The 20053-nt window shown below is 70.7% G+C and carries 21 protein-coding genes; 11 read left to right on the top strand and 10 right to left on the bottom strand.

Going from position 1 to position 20053, the window contains the following annotated elements; all coding sequences use genetic code 11:
• Positions 1-14: 14 nt before the first annotated feature.
• Positions 15-218 (bottom strand): VOC family protein, encoded by a 204-nt coding sequence (locus tag ABGB21_RS03805; protein WP_347652732.1) that lies wholly within the window; start codon positions 216-218, stop codon positions 15-17.
• Positions 219-440: 222 nt separating this feature from the next.
• Here ABGB21_RS03805 and ABGB21_RS03800 point away from each other — a divergent pair, with 222 nt between their 5' ends.
• From ABGB21_RS03800 to ABGB21_RS03785, 4 genes are read left to right on the top strand one after another with little or no spacing between them, the layout of a single operon-like run.
• The gene (locus ABGB21_RS03800) at positions 441-935 is read left to right on the top strand and encodes a DUF2975 domain-containing protein (protein WP_347652733.1); all 495 of its coding nucleotides are present in this window, start codon (positions 441-443) and stop codon (positions 933-935) included.
• Positions 935-1150, top strand: a complete 216-nt coding sequence (locus tag ABGB21_RS03795; protein ID WP_347652734.1) for a helix-turn-helix transcriptional regulator — start codon at positions 935-937, stop codon at positions 1148-1150. The genes ABGB21_RS03800 and ABGB21_RS03795 overlap by 1 nt, the downstream gene beginning before the upstream one ends.
• Positions 1143-2057: an ATP-binding cassette domain-containing protein gene (locus ABGB21_RS03790; RefSeq protein WP_347676341.1), complete on the top strand. Its 915-nt coding sequence runs from the start codon at positions 1143-1145 to the stop codon at positions 2055-2057. The genes ABGB21_RS03795 and ABGB21_RS03790 overlap by 8 nt, the downstream gene beginning before the upstream one ends.
• The gene (locus ABGB21_RS03785; RefSeq protein ID WP_347676339.1) at positions 2054-2860 is read left to right on the top strand and encodes a hypothetical protein; all 807 of its coding nucleotides are present in this window, start codon (positions 2054-2056) and stop codon (positions 2858-2860) included. Before ABGB21_RS03790 ends, ABGB21_RS03785 begins: the two co-directional genes overlap by 4 nt.
• Before the next feature lie 386 nt (positions 2861-3246).
• On the opposite strand, the gene ABGB21_RS03780 is transcribed toward ABGB21_RS03785, so the two are convergent.
• On the bottom strand, positions 3247-3510 hold the full coding sequence (locus ABGB21_RS03780) for a VOC family protein (RefSeq protein WP_347676337.1): 264 nt from the start codon (positions 3508-3510) through the stop codon (positions 3247-3249).
• Positions 3511-3512: 2 nt separating this feature from the next.
• A complete protein-coding gene (locus tag ABGB21_RS03775; RefSeq protein WP_347676387.1) occupies positions 3513-4058 on the bottom strand; it encodes a DinB family protein in 546 nt (181 codons plus the stop codon).
• Positions 4059-4125: 67 nt separating this feature from the next.
• Between ABGB21_RS03775 and ABGB21_RS03770 the strand changes: the two genes are divergently transcribed.
• The 4 genes from ABGB21_RS03770 (at position 4126) to ABGB21_RS03755 (ending at position 10026) form a co-directional block, all read left to right on the top strand.
• A complete protein-coding gene (locus ABGB21_RS03770; RefSeq protein ID WP_347676335.1) occupies positions 4126-5109 on the top strand; it encodes a YafY family protein in 984 nt (327 codons plus the stop codon).
• Between the two features lie 117 nt (positions 5110-5226).
• Positions 5227-6897: an alpha/beta hydrolase gene (locus ABGB21_RS03765; protein ID WP_347676333.1), complete on the top strand. Its 1671-nt coding sequence runs from the start codon at positions 5227-5229 to the stop codon at positions 6895-6897.
• Between the two features lie 305 nt (positions 6898-7202).
• Entirely contained in the window at positions 7203-8936 is a 1734-nt protein-coding gene (locus tag ABGB21_RS03760; protein ID WP_347676331.1) for an alpha/beta fold hydrolase, read from the top strand.
• 103 nt (positions 8937-9039) lie between these two features.
• Entirely contained in the window at positions 9040-10026 is a 987-nt protein-coding gene (locus ABGB21_RS03755) for an aldo/keto reductase (RefSeq protein WP_347652742.1), read from the top strand.
• Between the two features lie 80 nt (positions 10027-10106).
• Here the strand turns inward: ABGB21_RS03755 and thpR are convergent, their stop codons facing one another.
• The 6 genes from thpR to ABGB21_RS03725 all read right to left on the bottom strand — a co-directional run bounded on the left by thpR (position 10107) and on the right by ABGB21_RS03725 (position 16215).
• Complete coding sequence (thpR, locus tag ABGB21_RS03750) at positions 10107-10754, bottom strand: RNA 2',3'-cyclic phosphodiesterase (RefSeq protein WP_347652743.1); 648 nt, start codon at positions 10752-10754, stop codon at positions 10107-10109.
• 22 nt (positions 10755-10776) lie between these two features.
• Positions 10777-11283, bottom strand: a complete 507-nt coding sequence (locus ABGB21_RS03745) for a hypothetical protein (RefSeq protein WP_347676329.1) — start codon at positions 11281-11283, stop codon at positions 10777-10779.
• 133 nt (positions 11284-11416) lie between these two features.
• Entirely contained in the window at positions 11417-12586 is a 1170-nt protein-coding gene (locus ABGB21_RS03740; RefSeq protein ID WP_347652745.1) for a low temperature requirement protein A, read from the bottom strand.
• Positions 12587-12761: 175 nt separating this feature from the next.
• Positions 12762-14048 carry an MFS transporter gene (locus ABGB21_RS03735; RefSeq protein WP_347652746.1) on the bottom strand — a complete coding sequence of 429 codons (1287 nt, stop codon included), beginning with the start codon at positions 14046-14048 and terminating at the stop codon, positions 12762-12764.
• Positions 14049-14144: 96 nt separating this feature from the next.
• Positions 14145-14594, bottom strand: coding sequence for a MarR family transcriptional regulator (locus tag ABGB21_RS03730; protein ID WP_347652747.1), 450 nt, complete (start codon positions 14592-14594; stop codon positions 14145-14147).
• A 103-nt stretch (positions 14595-14697) separates the two neighbouring features.
• Positions 14698-16215 (bottom strand): NCS2 family permease, encoded by a 1518-nt coding sequence (locus tag ABGB21_RS03725; RefSeq protein WP_347652748.1) that lies wholly within the window; start codon positions 16213-16215, stop codon positions 14698-14700.
• Positions 16216-16387: 172 nt separating this feature from the next.
• Between ABGB21_RS03725 and ABGB21_RS03720 the strand changes: the two genes are divergently transcribed.
• Positions 16388-16591: a DUF2530 domain-containing protein gene (locus ABGB21_RS03720; protein WP_347652866.1), complete on the top strand. Its 204-nt coding sequence runs from the start codon at positions 16388-16390 to the stop codon at positions 16589-16591.
• A gap of 129 nt (positions 16592-16720) precedes the next feature.
• Here the strand turns inward: ABGB21_RS03720 and ABGB21_RS03715 are convergent, their stop codons facing one another.
• On the bottom strand, positions 16721-17542 hold the full coding sequence (locus ABGB21_RS03715) for a DUF3027 domain-containing protein (protein WP_347652749.1): 822 nt from the start codon (positions 17540-17542) through the stop codon (positions 16721-16723).
• A 117-nt stretch (positions 17543-17659) separates the two neighbouring features.
• On the opposite strand from ABGB21_RS03715, the gene ABGB21_RS03710 reads away from it, so the two are divergent.
• Together ABGB21_RS03710 and ABGB21_RS03705 are read left to right on the top strand one after the other, a co-directional pair.
• Positions 17660-19384 carry an MFS transporter gene (locus ABGB21_RS03710; RefSeq protein WP_347652750.1) on the top strand — a complete coding sequence of 575 codons (1725 nt, stop codon included), beginning with the start codon at positions 17660-17662 and terminating at the stop codon, positions 19382-19384.
• A complete protein-coding gene (locus tag ABGB21_RS03705; protein WP_347676327.1) occupies positions 19384-20028 on the top strand; it encodes a futalosine hydrolase in 645 nt (214 codons plus the stop codon). Before ABGB21_RS03710 ends, ABGB21_RS03705 begins: the two co-directional genes overlap by 1 nt.
• Positions 20029-20053: the final 25 nt, after the last annotated feature.

Genomic DNA, 20053 nt, shown 5'->3' with positions numbered 1-20053 from the left:
GGCGGCGGTCCCGGCTAGGACAGCGTGACGCAGAACTCGTTGCCTTCGGGATCGGCGAGGGTGACCCAGGTGTAGGGGCCCTGCCGGCCGTGGTGTAGGAACGTCGCACCCCGGCCGACAAGCTTTTCGACCGCCACGTCGACGTCGTCGGTGCCGACCCGTACGTCGAGGTGCATCCGGTTCTTCACCGTCTTCGGCTCGGGCTCATACCGGAACAATCAGACATCTTTTCCCTTGTTGCGGAGGGCAACCTCGACGAACCAACAACCGATCGATGCTCACCCGTGTTCGTCCGGTGGAAACCGGACAGCAGCACCCGCGACGTGTGCCCGAGGCGCCGTTCTACTCCGGCCATCGCAGTGGGCTCGCCCGTTGAGGGGAGTTGCTGAACCTATCGAATACCGGTAGATTCCCATCGTGGTTCGATCGAGGGAGAAGCGATGGGAAAGCTGACGGTGCTCGCGTTGCGGGCCGTCATCGTGGTGCTGCTCACCGGTTCGCTTTACGTGCAAGTCGCGATGGTGGCCTCCAACGCGGTGCAGCTCGACGAAGGCCTAGCAGCCGGAAACAGTCCCTATGCCGTGATCGCCATCGTGGCCCTTGGCCTACTGACCTTTCAGGTCATCCTGGTCTGCATATGGCGCCTGGTGACCATGGTGAAACGGGGAACCGTGTTCTCCCACGCCGCTTTCCGCTATGTCGACATTGTGATCGGCGCGATCCTGGCAGCCGCTGTCCTGGCGGCAGCCCTCGTGATCATCCTGGCCCCGGGCGAGGGTGACTCCCCCGGAGTGTTCCTCATCATGGGCGGAGTCGTCGTGGCCATCCTCGGCGCCGCTCTCATCGTGCTCGTGCTGCGGATGCTGTTGGCTCAAGCCGTCGCCCGCGATGCTCAGGCCGCGCACCTTGAGGACGAACTCGATGAGGTGATCTGATGCCCATCATCGTCGATATCGATGTCATGATGGCCAAACGCAAGATCTCCGTCAGCGCGCTAGCCGACCGCATCGGGATCACCCCCGCCAATCTCGCCGTCCTCAAGAACGGCCGGGCCAAGGCGGTGCGTTTCACCACTTTGGAAGCACTATGCAAAGCCCTCGACTGTCAGCCGGGAGACATCCTGCGCTGGGAAAGAGACAGCGATGATTGAGGTCCGGGGACTGACCAAACGCTACGGCGACATCCTGGCCGTCGACGACCTGAGCTTCGACGTCGAGCCCGGCAAGGTCACCGGCTTCCTCGGCCCGAACGGTGCCGGCAAGTCCACGACGATGCGGATGATGCTTGGCCTCGACCGGCCCACCTCGGGACAGGCGCTCATCAACGGCAGGCCATTCGCGACCTTCGCCGAACCGCTGCGCGAAGCCGGCGCGCTCCTGGACCCCAGCTTCATGCACCCGGGCCGGACCGGGCGCAACCACCTGCGCATCGCCGCCAAAACCAACGGCATCCCGATGCGCCGGGTGCAAGAGGTGATCGAACAGGCCGGGCTCGCTGGTGCGTCTGGCAGACCCGTCAGGGGGTACTCGCTGGGAATGCGCCAGCGGCTCGGCATCGCCGCCGCGCTACTCGGCGAGCCACGGGTCCTGCTGTTCGACGAGCCCATCAACGGCTTGGACCTCGACGGTGTCCTGTGGATCCGCGACCTGTTGCGCCAGCTCGCCGACGAAGGCCGAACCGTGCTGGTGTCCAGTCACCTGATGAGCGAAGTGCAGCAGACCGCTGACCGCCTGCTGGTCATCGGCCGCGGCCGCCTGATCGCCGACGCGACGACCCAGGACATCCTGAACGGGCTGGGAAACCGCCAAGTACGCGTCCGCACCCCACAGCCGGACCTGATGTTCAGCCGGCTAACCGAGCAGGGCCTCACCGTCGAACGCGTTGACCCACATGAGCTGAAGGTCGGCAACAGCACCGCCGAAGACATTGGCAATCTGGCGCACACCTTGAACGTTGCCGTGCACCACCTGTCGGAAGTTCACCAATCCCTCGAAGACGCCTACCTCGAGTTGACCAACGGCAGCGTGGAACACCACAGCCGAAAGGACATGCCATGACGGCCACAACGATCGCCCCCGACCCCGATGACTTGCGCCCCAACGTCTCCCTTGGACAGACCTTCGCCAGGACGTGTGCGGCCGAGTGGACCCGGCTGTGGAGCGTCAAAGCCACTTGGTGGTTCCTTGCCGCAGCAGCGTTCGTGATGCTCGGCCTGGGAACCATCGCCGGTTTCGAGTCCGCTGCCCGCCCGGCGGAACTACCCAGCCAGCCAGCGTGGACAGAGGTCCGTTTCATTGCCCTGCCAGCGCAGATCGCCCTCTTTGGTCTCGCCGCCATCTCGGTGACCGCTGACTACGCCACCGGAGGCATCGTTGCAGCGTTGCAGTGGACGCCGCGCCGAACGGTCTTGCTTTTCGCCCGCCTGCTCGTCACCGTCGCCACCGCCACGGGAGCCGGTGTCGTGCTTGCCGTGATGGCGGCACTGACCGCGTTCGCGACCGCCAATTCCGCGCTCACCTTGCAGTTCAACGAGTTTCCTGGGTTTGTCGGCACGGTTGCTGTCGTCTTTGCCGCTGGAGCGACCATCGCGGCCGGGGTCGGTTTCGTGCTGCGCAACACAGCCGGGGCGTTGGTCTCGTTGTTTGTCCTGATGCTCGTCCTTCCCCAGGTGCTGCGGCAATTCGGAACGTTCGCCTCCGCGATAGCTGAGATCCTGCCCGGCTCCGGCACGATATTCCTCATCACCCGTCAAGTGCCAGGGATGACAACGGCATCGTCGGTGGCAGTCCTCTTCGCCTGGGGAATCGGCGCACTCCTGCTCGGCTGGCTACGGCTGCAACGCACCGACGCACACCGATAACCACCTATGTCACCCCAGACCACTGAACTCATCTTCCAGCCGGAAGGCGTCAAGACGAACTGGGTCGTTCGGGCCGGGCAAAGCTCGAAGCTGCTTCTCGAAGCCCGAGCGGGCAGCTTCTCGCACGTCTTCCCGTCATGCGGTCATGCAGGAAGAGATAACCGCAGCCGTCCCCCACGGCGAGCAGCGCGTTGAAATGAGTGTGATCCAGGCGGCGCCCTGGATCTGGTCCGCATCGGGGCAGGTCTGCCGGATCGCCTCAAGAGGAGCGCCGACGGTGAAGTCCTCCGGTGTAGGCAGTGGCGGATGGACCCACAGCATCACGAGGCAATCCACCCGGCGTCAACTCACGACCGGGGGGAAATACGATACCGGTTCTTGGTTCGTCAGGCTTTCCCTTCGGCACGCTCTGGAACAGCACCCGGGGCGAGCCGGGCGGCCCCTCCCGGTGGGATCGCCGCCCCGGCCCGCCACACCAGCACCCCGTGGTGCCGCGTGGTCTCGTCCGCGCTGGCGTGGCCGGTGTCGACCATCCGCTGGATGAACGCCTCGTCGCTCGGCTCCACCTGCCAGCCGAGGGTTTCGGCCCACCAGTCGGCGAGGGTGTGCGGGTCGGTGCTGTCCTGGGTCACCTGGAACTCGTACGGCATCGTCAGCTCCTGTGCTGGTAGAGGTCGCGGAGCAGACTGATCTCGGCTCCGTGGTGGATCACTTCGCGGTTGATGTGCAGCACCAGCGCGGCCATCGGATACTCGGCGTACGGGCCCTCAGCCGGACCGCAGGGTCGGGCGAGACCTTCCGTGCCGAGCCCGCGTACGCCCCCGATCCAGGTCCCGTACGCCTCGTCGAGCTGCGCCAACGCCTCGGCCGCCGTGCCGGCGTAGTCGAAGGTGGTGTAGTCGCGGGCCGGGCCGCCGAAGTGGCTCGCGTTGCGGGCACCGAAGACGCCGACGACGAGGTGGGCCAGCCGCCACGCGATCGTGGTCACCGGAGGCGGAACCGGCTCCGGCCAGACGAAGTCGGCGACGTGGCCGCCGCCACCGTGCCCGTCCGGATTCTCGGCCCGGCTCCGGATGCTCCAGCAGCCGGGCACCGGCTCCCAGAGGTACTCGTCGTCGGTGAGTCCGTCGAGCCGGGCTCGCAACTGGTGCTGCCAGTGCCAGTCCAGTTGGTCCGCGAGTTGGTCGGTCCAGATCAGGTCCATCCGGTCACGCTATCCACGATCGAGGACAGTTCCGGTCCTCGATCGCTGGCAGACTTGGTGGGTGTTGGACACCTCGGCCCGGTTGCTCCGGCTGCTCGCCCTACTCTCGACCCGTTCCGAATGGACCGGGCCGGAGCTTGCCGACCGGCTCGACGTGACCGTACGGACGCTGCGCCGCGACATCGCCCGGCTGCGCGAACTCGGCTATCCGGTGCACGCCACCCCGGGGGTCGCCGGCGGCTACCGGCTCGGCAGCGGCTCGACCCTGCCACCGCTGCTGCTCGACGACGACGAGGCGGTGGCGGTGGTGCTCGGCCTGCGAGGCACGACCAGCCACACCGTCACCGGCATCGCCGAGACGTCGGTACGGGCACTGGCCAAACTGGAGCGCATCCTGCCGGCCCGGCTGCGTCGACGTACCGCCGCACTGCGGCTGGCCACCGTGCCGCTGCCGGACCGGGTCACGCCGGTGGCTCCCGAACTGCTCACCACGCTCGCCGAGGCGTGCCAGGAGTTCCAGCGTCTCAGCTTCGACTACCGGAGCCGGGACGGCACTGCCACGGTACGGAGGGTGCAGCCGCACCGGCTGGTACACACCGGCCGCCGCTGGTACCTGCTCGCCCGCGACGAGGACCGGGACGACTGGCGTACCTTCCGGGTCGACCGGATCGGTGACCCACGGGCCACCGGCGGCCGGTTCACCCCGCGCGACCCGCCGGACGCGGCGGCGTTCGTGGCCGACGCGATCACCACCGCGCCGTACCGGTTCCGGGCCCGGGTCCTGGTGCACGCGCCGGCCGAGCAGGTCGCCGAGCGGGTGCCGTCCTCGGCCGGGGTCGTCGAGTCGGTCGACGCCGGGCACTGCCTGCTGGTCACCGGCGCCGACTCGGTCACGAGTATCGCGGTGCACCTCGCGCTGCTCGGGCAGGACTTCACCGTGCTGGAACCACCCGAGTTGGTCGCGGAACTCGCCGTGGTCGCCGACCGGCTGCACCGGGCCCACCAGGGATCCGCCGGGGCCGGCCGGTCGCGTCCCGGGCGGTGATCCGGCCCGGGTCCCGTTCCCACCCGGGTGACGGTCCCTTTCCCGTACCCGATCGACGTGGTCGACTGTGGCGGTCGTGGACCAACCACGACCGTCTATCGATCAACGGGGAGAAGCATGAGACGAACGTTCCGCGCCGGCGTTGGCCTGCTCGCCGCCACACTGATCCTGTCCGGCGCCAACCCGGCGGTCGCGGCACCGGCCGCCCCGGCACCCGAGCGGGTCGTGGGCGACTGGCGGCCGGGGCCGATCGACTGGCAGCCGTGTCCCGAGGTACCCGACGACCCGGGCGTCCGCTGCGCCACGCTCCACCTGCCGATCGACTGGCGTCGGCCACACGGCCCCACCTTTCCGTTGGCGATCGCCAAGCGCGCCGCCACCGGCCCCGAACCAGCCGTCGGGCCGCTGCTGGTCAACCCGGGCGGTCCGGGCGGCTCCGGAGTCGACGAGGCGATCTACCTCGGGGCACGGTTCGGCGGCGAGCCGCGGTACAGCCCCGAGTTGCTGCGCCGCTTCGACCTGATCGGCTTCGACCCGCGGGGGGTCGCGCGGAGCCACCCACTCGTCTGCAGTAGCGAACTCCTCGCCCAGCAGCCGTTCCTGATCCCGGAGAGCGAGGCGGCCTACACCGCACTTGTCAACTACAACCGGCGCCTGTACGCCGACTGCCGTACCCAAACCGGACCGCTCTTCGACCACCTGGACAGCGTTGACGTCGCGTACGACATGGACGCCGTCCGGGCCGCGCTGGGCGCGCGACACATCAGCTACTACGCCCTCTCGTACGGCAGCCTCATCGGCCAGATGTACGCCGAGCACTTCCCGGACCGGATCCGGGCCATGGCCATCGACAGCAACATGGACCACAGCCTGGGTGTCCGGGACTTCCTGCGCACCGGGACGGTCGCGGTACAGGAGTTGTTCGACGGCTTCGTCGCCTGGTGCGGCCGGGACGAACGGTGCGCGCTGCACGGCCGGGACGTGCGGGCCATCTTCGACGACCTCCTCCGTCGGGCGGAGGCCGGCGAGCTGGTCAACCCGGACACCGGCGCCCCGATGCACTGGTCCGAGCTGGGCGCCCAGGTTCGGAGCAGCAGCTTCGAACCGCTCTGGATCATGCTGTCCAACTGGCTCGCCGCGCTGGTGGACCAGACGTCCCCGACGGCGGCCGGCGCGGTGGCGCCGCGCCGGGCCGTCCCTGCGGCGGATCGTGCCGGCACGGCACCCGGTACCGACGCCACCTCAGTGGAGGTCACCGAGCACCCCTTCCTGATCTTCTGCCAGGACTGGTCGCTGCCGGTCCGGAGCTTCGCGGAGTACTCCCGCCACCTGGCGGAGCTCCGGCGCGTCGCACCGCAGGTCCGGATTTCGACGCTCAGCAGCCTCACGGTCGGCTCCTGCATCGGCTGGCCCGCGAGGCCGGGCAACCCGCAGCACCGGCTCCGGGTGCGTACGTCGATTCCGCTGCTGGTGCTGGGCGTCCGTTACGACCCGTCCACCCCGTACCAGTGGTCGGTGAACGTGGCGAAGCAACTCGGCCGGCATGGTCGACTGGTTACCTACCTCGGTTGGGGACACGGCGGCTACAACGCCACACCCTGCACCGTGTCGATCGTGGACCGGTACCTGGTCGACCGGAAACTGCCGCCACCCGGAGCGGCCTGCGTGGGCGTCCTGGATCCGACCCCCCGCTCGCAGCCCTCGGGTACACCGTCACCGCAGCGCCCCGGCTTGCCGGCGCCAACCCTGCCGAACCCACCGACCTGGTTCGGCCGGCACGCGGGCTGACCTGGACGACCGGGAACACCCCGGGGTGGCCGTGGGTCGGGACGTACGCCCGGCCCGCGGCCACCGTCGCAGCGGTGGACCGGGGTCAGGGGTCCACTCGTCACCGGCGGTGACCCGCTGGCCTGCGCCCCGGACCGAGGCGACTCGCCGGCTTCCGCGCCCCGGACCGAGGTGCCGATCCGTCGTCAGACCGTAGACGCCACCCGGTAGAACAACCGGACACTTCGGACCGTTGCTCTTTGCTCCGACCGACGACTGTGATCAACTGACCGGTATCAGTTTGCTCCGTCGAACGGGGAGTGCCCATGAGACGAACGTCCCATGCCGCCATCGGCCTACTCGCCACCTCGCTCCTGCTGGTCACCACCGCACCGGGGGTGGCCGCGGCGGCCCCGGCACCCGACCGGGTCACCGGAGGTTGGCATGCGGCGCCGGTCGACTGGCAGCCCTGTCCGGAACGGCCGGACGACCCCGGCGTACGGTGCGCCACGCTGGACCTGCCGATCGACTGGAGCCGACCACACGGCGCCACCTTCCCGTTGGCGATCGCCAAACGCGCCGCCACCGGACCGGAGCCGGCGATCGGTCCGCTCCTGGTCAACCCGGGCGGCCCGGGCGGCTCCGGGGTGGACGCCGCACTCGGCGCGGATCAGCAGCTCAGCGCCGAGGTGCTGCGACGCTTCGACGTGATCGGCTTCGATCCCCGCGGAGTCGCGCGCAGCAGTGCGATCGTCTGCTCGATCGACGTACTCGCCACCGGCCCCTCCCCGGCGCCCGCCACCGAGGCGGGGTACGCCGATCTGCTCCGGTTCAGCCAGCGGTTGCACGAAGACTGCCGGCGGCAGACCGGTCCCCTCTTCGACCACGTCGACACCCTCGACGTCGTACGCGACATGGACGCGATCCGGGCGGCGCTGAACGCACGGCAGATCAGCTACTACGGGCTCTCCTACGGCACCCTGATCGGCCAGACGTACGCCGAGCGCTTCCCCGACCGGGTACGCGCCCTGGTGATCGACAGCAACATGGACCACAGCGTGGGTGTCCGGGACTTCCTCCTCGGCCAGACGGTGGGAGCGCAGGAGTCGTTCGAGGAGTTCGCAGCCTGGTGCGACCGGGACGAGAGGTGTGCGCTGCACGGCCGGGACGTGCTGGCCCTCTTCGACGAGCTGATGCGCCGTGCCGACGCGGGTGGCCTGGTCGATCCGGGCACCGGCACGCCGCTCGACTGGTACGCGCTCAGCAGCACCGTCCGCACCGCCGGCTACCGTCCGGCCTGGCTGTCACTGGCCGAGTGGCTCGCCGCGCTGGCCGACACCGCCGGTGACCCGGATCGCGGGCAGAGGTCCGCAGACCGGACCGCCGGCCGGGTGCCCGCACCACGGCCGGTACCGGCGGCGACCCTCACCTGGCCGACGGCCGACGTCACGAACGACCCGGCAGCGGCTCTCACCTGGCCGGCGACCGGCGCCACAAACGACCCGACGGCCGGGCGGGCCGACGTTGTCGCTCCGCCCACCGTCGTCCAGTTCCCGATGGCGATCCTGTGTCAGGACTGGTCGCTGCCGGTACGGGACTTCGCGCAGTACTCCCGGTTCCTCGCCGAGAACCGGCGGGTGGCTCCCCAGATCCGCGCTTCGACGCTCGGCGTCCTCGCGGTCGCCATCTGCCTCGGCTGGTCGGGCGAGGTGGGCAACCCCCAGCACCGGCCCAAGATACGGACGAACATCCCGCTGCTGGTGCTCGGTTCGCGGTACGACCCGGCCACCCCGTACCAGTGGTCGGTGGCGGTCGCGAAGCAGTTGGGCCGGCATGGTCGGCTCGTCAGCTACCTCGGCTGGGGGCACGGCGCGTACGACCGCACCCCCTGCACCGTCGGATTCGTCGACCGGTACCTGGTCGACCGGATCGTCCCGCCGGCCGGGGCCAGCTGCCCGCCGGTCGACGACCCGGTGCCGGCCTCGTCGCCGCGCCGATCCGAGCTGCCGCCGACGTCGACGCTACCCACCTGGTCGGGGCCGTACGCCGCAACGGCCTGATCCGGACGGTGGTCCCTGCGGTGGCCGCGGGACGGGGCTCACTTCCCGCCCCGCGGCCACCGTCATGATCAAGCTCGACGGAGCGCGTGGCAGGGTGGGAGTCATGGAATACACGAATCTCGGTCGAACCGGGCTGTCGGTGAGTCGGCTCTGCCTCGGCACGATGAACTTCGGGCCGGAGACCAGCGAGCCGGACAGCCACGCCATCATGGACCGGGCGCTGGAGCAGGGGATCAACTTCTTCGACACCGCCAACGTGTACGGCCGCAAGGTCGGTGAGGGCGTCACCGAGAACATCATCGGGCGCTGGTTCGCCCGGGGGGACGGCCGCCGGGACCGGATCGTGCTGGCCACCAAGGTGCACAACCGGATGGGTGACTGGCCCAACGAGCAGGGTCTCTCGGCCCGGCACATCGTCCGGTCCTGCGAGGATTCGCTGCGTCGTCTGCAGACCGACTGGATCGACCTGTACCAGATGCACCACATCTCCCGGACCACCCCGTTCGAAGAGATCTGGCAGGCGATGGAGACCCTGGTCGCCCAGGGCAAGGTGCTCTACGTCGGCTCCTCCAACTTCGCCGGCTGGCACCTCGCCCGGGCGCAGGAGTCGGCGAACCGGCGGAACTTCCTCGGTCTCGTCTCCGAGCAGTCGATCTACAACCTGATGAACCGGTTCGTGGAGTTGGAGGTCCTGCCCGCCGCCGAACAGTACGGCCTCGGCGTCATCCCGTGGTCACCGCTGCAGGGCGGGCTGCTCGGCGGGGCGATCCGCAAACTCGCCGAGGGCGGCGCGAGCCGGTCGCGCAACGAGCACGCCACCAGGTTGCTGGCGGAGAACCGGGCGGCGATCGAGGCGTACGAGGAACTCTGCGCCGACCTGGGTCACGACCCGGCGAACGTGGCACTCGGCTGGCTGCTGACCCGGCCGGCGGTGACCGCGCCGATCATCGGCCCGCGTACGGTGCAGCAGCTCGACGCCACCCTCGGGGCGCTCGGTGTCGAGTTCAGCCCCGAGACGCTGGCCCGGCTCGACGACCTCTTCCCGCCACCGGGCAAGGGCGGCGCCGGCCCGGAGGCCTGGGCCTGGTGACTTTCCCGACGGCCGGGTAGCTCCGCCGGCCCGCCCGCCTCGTGGAGCACGGTTAGTCGGTCGAGCGCGGCCCGTCGCGGCTACCGGTCGGATACCGGCTGCTCCGACGCGTCCCCGGCGAGCGGCCAGGTCGCCAGCCGGTCGTACGTCGGGCGGGGCCCGAGCTGGCTGCGGACCAGCACCAGTTCGGTCGCCGGCCAGGATGGTCCGAGATAACCGTCGAGGGTACGCAGATCCTCGTCGACACTCTCCCGGTCGATCCGGTCGCCGGGCCGGGCCAGGGTGAGGTGTGGTCGAAACGGTCGGGAGTCGTACGGCAACCGGGCCCTGCGCAGCTCGCGCCGGCTGACGTCGGCCAGTCGACGCAGCGCCGCGACGTCACCGAGCAGGCCTACCCAGAGCACGGTGAACCGGCCCCGACCGAACCGGCCGCCACCACCGAGCCGCAACCGGAGCGGACTCGGCTCGGGGACGGCCTGCCGGTCCCGCCGACGGATGGGCGGCTTACGCCAGGTCTGTACGGCCCGGTCGAGCGCCTTCGCCACCTCCGGTAGCCGGTCGTCCGGCACCTCTCCGAGGAAGGCGACCGTGACGTGCAGGTTCGCCCGGTCGGCGAGACGTACGTTGACTCCGGTGTCGGCCACCGCGCCGACCCGGAGCCGACGCACCTGCGCCATCACGTCGTCGACCACCTCGACGGGCGGGTAGACGGCGACGAAGAGCCGCACCGGTCGCCGGTCCCGGGTCCGGTCAGCCGGCCGGTCGCCGGGGACCGGCGTGCGGGGTCCGGAGCACCAGACCAGCGGCCTCCAGTTCGCCCTCGACGCGTACCCGTTCTATCTCCCGGTCGACGCCGGTCAGCTCGCCCAGGTGCTCCGGTACGCCGAGGCGCTGACTGGCCAGCCGGAGCCGGTCGTCGTACGCCTCCAGCAGCGTCTGCTGCTCCGGGCCCGACCGGTCGGCGGCGTACCAGCGCTGGTCGGCGAGGCGACGCAGGTCGGCGGCGAGCTGCTGGATGGTCGGGCCGTCGACCCGGTCCAGTTCGGTCGGATCGATCCGGCCGTGCGGGTCCACCTCGAACGCCCGGTCGAACCGGTTCAGCAGACGCCGTTCCCGGCGCTGTTGCCGGCGCCGGGCGATCCGGCGCCCGAGGTGGTCGAGCAACTCGTCCGCGCAGATCAGCGCGGCCACGACGACGGGCAGACACGCGGTCGCGAGTAGTGCCAGCGGCAGCGCGAGAGCATGCACGGCGGACACATCCTTCGACGCTAGGCGGAATACAGGGTACCGCTACCGATGGGGCGGCACCGACCATTTCACTGTGTCGCCGGTCCCAGACCGCCTGGAGCCGGTCGACACCTCGCCCGACTCTTGCGGGTCAGTCGCCGGTTCAGCGCATCCGCAGGCCCGGCGTGGTCTCCCGGGCCCCCGTGGGGACCATGATGTGACCGGCCAACCCGAGCACCACAAGCACCGTGACCAGCAGGGGCGGCCAGCCACCGGCCCAGGGCAGCACCAGCAGCGGCAGGAGCTGCCAACTCACTCGCCACGACGGTACGACGGCGGACACCAGCAGAGTGAACAGGAAGCGGCCGATGACGAACAACGCCGGGCCGCCGATGATCAGCAGGAGCCACGGCACCGGCGTTGTTCCGGTCGGGCGGGCGACGACCAGGTCGAAGGAGGCCGCCGTGGCGGCTACGCCGGCCAGCATCAGCAGATGGGTGTACGGAGCCAGCCGCGCCGGCCGGCCTGCCTTGGACCCGGCCGCCAGCACCAACTCGCCGGCCCGGTAGGCATAGACCTGCCAGAGCAGCAGCATGGTGGTGAACGCGCAGAGCAGGGCGACGACCCGGAAGAATTCAAGGTGGCTCCGGCTGACCTGCAGAATGGGCAACAGGATGATGTCGCCGAGGGCGAGGATGACGAACTGCTGGTACCGCTCGCCCAGGTGCCCGGTGGTCCGCGTGTACTGGTCGACCGGCACCCGACCCAGCCAGGGCGTGGGGTAGCGGGCCGCCCCGGCGACCAGGTCGATCGTTATGGCGATGGTCCAGAGCCCCCAGTTCGGAGCGTTCGCCAACGCGCCGGCGACCCAGAAGACGCCGGATACCGTGAACCAGAACAGAAACCGGGTGGCCCGCTGCCTGGCCGCCTGGTGCCCCTGCCAGTACAGGGCGATGACCAGGATGATGGTGCGAATCAGGTGCGTGCCAACGTACGCGCTCACGAAGACCCGCAGGTGCCCGGCGGTGATCATCGGCAGCGCTGCCGCCATCCCTACCGAACCGACCATGGCGATCATCAGGATGGCCTGGATCGGGCGCTGCTGCGGGTCGTAGAACTCGGTCGTGATCGCGGTGACCGACCAGGTCCACCAGATGGCGGTGAGCAGCAGCAGCACCTTGCCGCTACCGGACCAGGAGAGGTCTTCGGTCAACAGATTCGATGACAGCGCGAGGGCGGCGACGAAGACCACGTCGAAGAGCAGTTCCAGCAGCGTGGCCCGGGTCGACCCGTCCAGCCGGCGTAGCAGCGCCGCATCCCCACCGGTGGTCATGACCCGCCTCCGCCCTGTCTCCCGAGGATTATCGGCAGCGCCGGCGCGGCCCGTCGCCGGATCGACGATTCCCCGAGCGGTGTGGCGGGAGACAGCGGCGGCGGACACGGGCTGACGCTGACGCTGGCGTTGGACGGCCCGGCGTGGCTGTGGCCCGCCCGGACCGGGCGCCGCCCTACAGGTCGGCGGAGCTGACCACGTAGAACCGGGGCAGGGGCAGCAGCCGCAGGCGCAGGCGGGCGCCGTCGCGGTGCAGTTGCCAGATCAGGGCGGCACCGGCGGCGGCCATCGAGAGCAGCCCACCGATCCAGATGCTCGTCCCGGCGCCGTACCGTTCGGCGATCCAGCCGACGATCGGCGCACCGACCGGGTTGGTGCCGAGGAAGACCAGCACCCACAGGGCCATGACCCGGCCCCGGAAGGCGGCGTCGACGCCGAGCTGCACCCGCTGGTTGGCCGCCTGGGCGAAGAAGACCATGAAGAATCCGGTCAGCGGCAGCAGCGTCACCACCAGCCAGTACGTCGGCGCGAGCCCGACCAGGGTGCCGAAGAAGCCGGTGCCGATCGCGGCACCCAACACGATCCAGACCGACGGCCGGCTGCGCCGGCCGCTGCCGGCCAGCGCCCCGCAGAGCGCGCCGACCGCGAGCGCGGTGGTGAAGAGGCCGAACGAGGCGGCTCCGGTGTTGAAGGTGGTCTTGGCCAGCGCCGAGAGGGTGAGCTGGAAGTTGAACAGCGCGAGTCCCATCACCGACATCACCGCCATCGGCAGCAGCAGGTCGGCGCGGCGGGCGACGTACCGCAGCCCGTCGATCACCCGGGCGGGTTCACGCTCGCCGATCGGCGGCAGGTCCTCGCGGTGCAACTCGGCGGCCCGCATCCGCACCACGCAGATCACCGGGGCGATGGAGCTGAACGCGCTGAACAGGAAGACCGGGCCGACGTCGAAGACCGCGATCGCGATGCCGGCGACCGCCGGGCCGATGATCCGGGCCGAGTTGAAGGTGGCGGCGGAGAGCGAGAGCGCGTTGGGCAGCAGCGGCGTGCCGACGAGTTCGGAGACGAACGACTGCCGTACCGGGGTCTCGACCGCGTTCGCCACGCCGAGCAGGGCGGCGAAGACGAAGACGTGCCAGAGCTGCACGAGGCCGGTGATTACCAGCACGCTCATCGCGAGCGACAGCACGCTCCACGCGGTGTTGGCGGCCATCAGCAGGAAGCGCTTGTCGTACCGGTCGGCGAGCCGCCCGGAGAGCAGGGTGAGCAGGAGTACCGGGGTGAACTGGGCCGCGACCACGATGCCGAGCGCGGTGGCGTTGTTGCCCGAGAGGTCCAGGACGAGCCAGTCCTGGGTGGTGAACATCATCCACACGCCGATCAGCTTGATCAGCTGACCGGTGGCGAAGAGCCGGTAGTTGCGAACCTTCAGGGACTGGAAGGTCGTGCTCAGCTTTGCCCGCACTCGGGGTGCGCCTCCTCGGATCGTACGCGTCATCCGGGTACCCGGCGAGAGCGCCGGCTACCGTGCGGACGAAGCGGACCCGATGGAGGCCGCCGGTCAGTCGCGGGCCACCTTCTGCAGGATCTCGGCGGCCCGCCGCAGCACCTCACGGTCTTCCGGGGTCAGCTCGGTGAGCCGGCCGGCCAGCCACTCGTTACGGGCCCGGTCGAACTGGGCCAGCATCGAGCGACCGGGGTCGGTCACCGCGAGAATGACCTGGCGGCCGTCGGTCGGGTGGGGGGTACGCCGCACGAGGCCGCGCTCCTCCAACTTCGCAACGATCTTGGTCATCGTCGGCGGCTGGACCCGCTCGGTGTCGGCCAGCTCACGGGGAGTCAGCGCGCCGGCCAGCTCGAGGCTGGTCAGCGCGGAGAGCTGGGTCCCCGTGAGATCGCCGACGGGGCGGGTCTGCCGTACCCGTCGGTTGAGTCGGGTGATCGCGTCACGCAGCACCGTGGCGAGCTGCGTCGCCGGCATGTGCTCTGCCATCACCGTCCACTCCGTCACGGTCGTTAGCCTAACTAATGAGCCAGGCTAACGACCAGCTGTTATGACCACTGTCACCGCCACCCGGACGGCGTCCCACCAGCCAGCCGGACCCGCCGGCCAGCTAGAACAGTACGGTCTCGATCGGACCGCGCAGGAAGTAGAGCACAAAGAGCGCGGCCACCCCGTACAGCAGTGGGTGCAACTCCCGAGCCTTGCCCCGGGCCAGCTTGAGCACCACGAAGCTGATCACCCCGGCCCCGATCCCGTTCGAGATCGAGTAGGTGAACGGCATCAGCACGATGGTGAGGAACGCCGGGATGGCGATCTCGTAGTCGTTCCAGTCGATCGTCCGGACCGCGGTCATCATGAGGAAACCGACCACCACGAGCGCGACCGACGCCGCCTCGAACGGCACCACCAGCACCAGCGGCGCCAGGAACATCGCCAGCAGGAACAGCCCGCCGGTGACCAGGTTGGCCGCCCCGGTCCGGGCACCCTCCGCGACCCCGGCCGCGCTCTCGATGTACGACGTGTTGCTCGACGTGCTCGCCGCACCGCCGGCCGCCGCCGCGATCGAGTCGACCAGCAGGATCTCCCGGGTACGCGGCGGCATCTTCTGCTCGTCCAGCAGGTCGCCCTCCTGCCCGACCGCGACCATCGTCCCCATCGTGTCGAAGAAGTCGGTGATGAGCAGGGTGAAGACAAACATGATCGCCACCAGCCAGCCGGCCCGCTGCCAGGACCCGAGCAGGTCGAACTGACCCAGCAGGGAGAGGTCCGGGGTGTCCACCACCGTCTCCGGCAGCGTCGGCACGTTCAGCGACCAGCCCGCCGGGTTCGGCTTCCCGTTCACCACCGGCGGGCCGACCTTGGCGATCGCCTCCACCACGATCGCCAGCACGGTCGAGGCGAGGATGCCGATCAGGATCGCGCCCTTCACCCGCCGTACCACCAGCACCAGGGTGACCAGCAGCCCCAACACGAAGACCAGCGCCGGCCAGGTGACCAGCTTGCCGCCGATGCCCAGCCCCACCGGCACGGTGGTGCCGGCGATGTCGGGCACCCGGCGGACGAACCCGGCGTCGACCAGGCCGATGATGGTGAGGAAGAGCCCGATCCCGACCCCGATCGCGGTCTTCAACTGCGTCGGTACCGACCGGAACACGGCGGTACGCAGCCCGGTCAGCACCAGGATCGCGATGATCACACCCTCGATCACCACCAGGCCCATCGCGTCGGCCCAGCTCATCTGCGGCGCGATCTCCAGCGCGACCAGCGCGTTGACACCGAGCCCGGCGGCCAGCGCCAGCGGGAACCGGCCAACCACCCCCATCAGGATGGTCATCACCCCGGCGACCAGGGCGGTCGCGGCCGCGATCGCCGGGATCGCGAGTTGCCTGCCGTCCCCGTCGACCGCGTTGCCCAGGATCAGCGGGTTCAGCACCACGATGTAGGCCATCGTGAAGAAGGTGGCGAGACCGCCGCGCAACTCACGACTCAGCGTCGAGCCCCGGGCGGAGATCTCGAAGAACCGGTCGAAGCCGTTGCGGGGGGTCGGCCTGTCGGCCGGGGCGGCGGGGGTGGCCGCGACGTCGTCCATCGGATCCTCGCAGGTGGGGTCGGCTGCTGATCCGGGCATCGTGCCAGATCACCGGTTACCGGCAAAGACCTTCCCGGTTACCGTGCCGGGTCGGTGCGGCCGTACCCTTGGCTCCGTGTCCGACGACCCGCGCCCGCAGCCGCCCGCTGTGCCGGTCGGCACACCCGCCGACGCGCGGGGCGACACGCCGATCGCGCCGCTCGACCCGCCGATGGTGCCGTTCGCCGTCGCCGGCATCGTGGTCTTCGCGGTGGTCGGGCTGGTGCTGTTCCTCTTCTTCCGCGACTGGCTCGTCGCGCACGACCACGAGAACTGGCTCTGGATCTGCTTCGCCGGGTTCCTGGCCGGTTTCCCGGGACTCGCCGTGATGCTCCGGCACGACGCCAACCGCCGGCGCCGCCGCGCCGCCCGCTGACCCCCACCGGATACGCCGCGGGTCGCTGTCGGGCGCGCCACCGCTGCCCGGCGCCGGGTCGGTCGGCGGTGTCTGCCCGACCCGGCCCGGCGCCACCACGGCTCAGCGGCCCGGCGCCACCACCACGGCTCAGCCGTGCCCGTACGGCTCCGCCGGCTCGCCACTGCCGACCGAGCCGGGTGCCCGGCTGACCGCGATCGCCTCGACCTCACTGTCGTCGTAGATGGTCGGCAGCTCGTCGACCGGGGTGTCGGCCGCCTCGACCAGCGTCTCCGAGTGCGCCCCGCAGCCGTGGTCGGCGCTGACCGCCCGGCCGTCGTCCGGGGCGAAGAAGTTGCCGCAGACCCCGAACGCCTGGCGCAGCGCACCCGCCAACGGCAGGTAGAAGCCGCACGTCCCGCACCGGGCGGTACGCGGTGCGGCGACCGAGATCGGCGCGGAGGGGCCGTGGTCACCGTCGTACCACCGCTGGGCGGTGTCGGCGCGCCCCTCCCGCGACATCACCCGGGCCCGGCCGAGGCCGAGTTCCCAGGCGGTCTCCTCGACCGCCGGGTCGTCGGAGAGCAGGTAGCCGGGAGCGAGCCGTTCGTCGTCGGCCGAGGTGGGCAGCAGGTCACCGACCCCCAGGTCACCCGGCTGCAGCCGCTCCTGCCAGGGCAGCCAGCTCGGCGCCAGCATGGCGTCCGGGCCGGGCAGCAGGAACGTCTCGCAGACCGTGACGTGCCGGCTGCGCGGCACCCGGGTCACGGTGACCGCCCACCGCCAACCCCGGTAGCCCGCCAGTCGGCACTCGAAGAGATGGGTCACCAGCCGGTCGCCCTCGGCGATGGTGCCCAGGTGCTCGCCGACGTCGGTCGGGTCGACCTCGGTGATGCCGTCGCGCGCCACCTCGACGGCGCTGGCGCAGACCTGGTCGAGGCGGGCGGCGCGAGCAGTGCTGGTCCTGGTCACTCACCTATTCTTGCCTATCCTTGACGTCGGGTCGGCGGCACTCCCCGGCGCCGTTCAGGCAGAGATATCTCGGTACGGAACCGACGGTCACCGACCGGATGGGCGAGGATGGAGCTCATGCCGCTGTTCACCCGCTCTGGCGGCTCCTTCCTGGGGCGCGTCGTCGGCACCGTCGTCCGGGCCGTCCGGCTGCTGGTCCGGGGCTCGTTGGGCAGCGTGCGCTGGACCGGCCGCCGGGTCGCCCGGGTCCGGGCGAAGGGCGCCGGCGGCGAGGCCGGCATGGTCCGGCTCTTCGACCTGCACGCCGCCTCCTGCGCCGGCGACACCCTGATCACCATCGGCCTGGCCGGGACGATCTTCTTCAACGCGCCGCTGGGCGAGGCGCGCAGCAAGGTGGCGCTCTACCTGCTGATCACCATGGTGCCGTTCGCGCTGCTCGCCCCGGTGGTCGGCCCGCTGCTCGACCACTTCCGGCACGGCCGCCGGTACGCCCTGGCCGCCACCATGCTCGGCCGGGCCTTCCTCGCCTGGCTGATCTCGGACTACATCCACGGCTTCGGCCTCTACCCGGCCGCCTTCGGGGTGCTGGCGCTCTCCCGGGCGTACGGGGTGGCCCGGTCGGCGGCGGTGCCCCGGCTGTTGCCGGAGGGGATCGGACTCTCCCAGGCCGGCGCCCGGGCCAGCGTGTACGGCTCGATCGCCGGTGGTCTGGTGCTGCCGATCGGCCTGGCCGCGTTCTGGTTCGGCCCACAGTGGCCACTGCGGGTCGCCTCGGTGATCTTCCTGGTCGGCATGGTGATCGCCCTGCGGCTGCCGCCCCGGGCGGACTCCGACCCGCCGGAGACGGTCCCCCGCGCCTTCCAGGCGTTCCGGCTGCGTGGCAACCGGGAACGGGCGCTCAGCCGGGGTGGCCCGGCCGGCCGGCTGGTGATCTCCAGCCTCGTCGGCAGCGCCACGCTACGCGCCCTGTACGGCTTCCTGCTGCTCTTCCTCGCCTTCGCGATCAAGGCCGGGGACCTGGACAGCACCCTCTTCGGTCGGGAACTCGGCGACGAACTCGCCCTCGGCGTGGTCGGCGCCGGGCTCGGCATCGGCACCTTCCTGGCCACCGCGCTCGGCACCCGGCTGCGCATCCACCGCCCGGTGGTGCTGCAGGCGATCGGCCTGGTGCTGGTCGCCGGGATCGGGATCGTCGCCACGCTCTGGTTCTCGCTGCAACTTGTCGCCCTGCTCTGCCTGGTCACCGCCATGATCAGCGGCATCGCCAAGCTCGCCGTGGACGCCACCATCCAGGAACGGGTCCGGGAACGGCTCCGGGCGACCGCGTTCGCGCACTCCGAGACGATCCTGATGCTGGCCTTCGTGGCCGGCGGCGCTCTCGGCCTGATCCCGCTCGACGGTCGACTCGGCATCGGTCTCCTGGCCGGCCTCGCCGTGGTCGCCATGGTCTGGACCACGATCGTCGCCACCCGGCTGCGTAACGAGCGGCTCTCCGGCCGGGCCATGCCCGACACCGACCTGCCCGACGGCGACCGGTCCACCGACGACCGCCGAGGCGATGAGCAGCGGAGCGACAGGACGGCGGTGGGCAGGTCTGCCGACGCCCCGACCTCCCCCGCCCCCGCCGTCCCGTCGACGGCCGGTGGCCGACCCGCACCGTCGACGGCCCCGGGCCGACCCGCCTCGTCGGCGGCGACCAGTCAGCCGGTCGACCCGTCGGACGATTCCGACGACGAGGGGCTGGCCCCGCGGGGTTACCACATCTACCGGCCGTCGTCGGCGGTGCCGGCGCCGGGACCGGGCGACGACGGCTCCCGTCGGGACCCCCGGGGAGGTCAGTGATGAACGGCGGCATCCTGGTCGTCACCGCCGTCGAGGCCGAGGCGGAGGCGGTCCGGGCCGGGCTGGTCGGCGATTCGGTGACGGTGGCGGCGGTCGGGGTGGGTCCGGCCGTGGCGGCCGCCGGTACGGCGCGACTCGTCGCCCTGGCCGAGGCGGCCGGTACGCCGTACCGGGCGGTGGTCAGCGCCGGGATCGGGGGCGGCTTCCCCGGTCGGGCCCCGGTCGGCGGGACCGTGCTCGCCACCCGCAGTGTCGCCGCCGACCTCGGTGCCGAGTCACCGGACGGTTTCCTCCCCCTGGACGAGTTGGGTTTCGGGGCCACCACCGCCCCGGCCGACCCGGCCCTGTTCGAACTGCTCCGCACCTGCCTGCCGTACGCCGTCACCGGCACCGTGCTCACCCTCGGCACGGTGACCGGCACCGCGACGACCACGGCCGCCCTGCTGGGCCGCTATCCCGACGCCGTGGCCGAGGCAATGGAGGGGTACGGCGTCGCGGTCGCCGCCGGCGCCGCCGGGCTGCCCTTCGTCGAGGTGCGGACCATCTCCAACCCGATCGGCCCGCGTGACCGGGCAGCCTGGCGGATCGGCGACGCCTTCGCCGCGCTCACCGCCGCATTCGCCACCGTCGGCCCGAAGCTCTAGCCCGACGGTTCCCCGGTCGGTACCG

Source organism: Plantactinospora sp. B24E8, from assembly GCF_039871735.1.
Classification (GTDB): domain Bacteria; phylum Actinomycetota; class Actinomycetes; order Mycobacteriales; family Micromonosporaceae; genus Plantactinospora.
Note: the sequence above shows the minus strand (reverse complement) of the source record. Positions and strands in the feature narration are given on the sequence as shown.